A 708-nucleotide genomic window follows, 5' to 3' on the forward strand; every position below is an offset into this window, starting at 1 on the left:
TCCACCTTAGGAAATTGCTCCTGAAATTGTTCGGAAAACGCCCAGTGGCTTGTGGCTCGTTTGCCATCGAGAACGCCAGCACACGCGAGAACATAAGAACCAAGGCAAAGTCCTACCAGCAACTTCCCTTTATCATGATGCTCTATTAACGCCTCTATAAGTCGCTCACTTGGCTCTGGCAGGTCATTTGGCCAGCTTGGAATAATTATAATATCAGCTTCTTGGATAGCACTTAAATCGCTATCTACCACCACACCAAATCCAGAGCTTGTTTCCAATGGCGAGCTTTTTTCGCTACAGATTTTCAAGTCAAACCGAAGCGGCTGATCGAAAAAGATATCTTGAAACACCATACAGGGTACAGAGAGATGAAAAGCACTGATCCCTTCAAAGGCAATCAAAGTGATTTTGACTAACTCGGTTGATTTCTCCATATTTGTCTCGATTTGCGCGAATATTGACTTTCGAGACAGTATGGCAAGATTACCGAAAATAGCATACTAAATCACATAGAGAATATGACTCATGAGTGAATTTAGAGAGGTATTATGAAGATCCATCACCTACGTAGCGCAACTTTTATCATTGAATCTGGCGAAAAATTTATCCTTATTGATCCTATGTTGGGGAAAAAAGGCTCTATGCCTCCGTTTTCAGTCATTAAGGCTAAGGCCGCGAAAAATCCAACGGTTGAGATGCCAAGTAATG

At 42.1% G+C, this 708-nt stretch carries 1 protein-coding gene and 1 pseudogene; one reads left to right on the forward strand and one right to left on the reverse strand.

What is annotated here, in order from left to right; genetic code table 11:
• Nucleotides 1–434: DJ-1/PfpI family protein (locus AB4154_RS22280; protein WP_372124147.1), on the reverse strand; the 434-nt coding region annotated here is incomplete at its 3' end.
• Between the two features lie 114 nt (nt 435–548).
• On the opposite strand from AB4154_RS22280, the pseudogene AB4154_RS22285 reads away from it, so the two are divergent.
• Nucleotides 549–708 (forward strand): annotated as a pseudogene (locus tag AB4154_RS22285) (MBL fold metallo-hydrolase); the annotation flags it as partial.

It is taken from the genome of Vibrio sp. 10N.286.51.B11, assembly GCF_041469245.1.
Classification (GTDB): Bacteria; Pseudomonadota; Gammaproteobacteria; order Enterobacterales; family Vibrionaceae; genus Vibrio; species Vibrio crassostreae_C.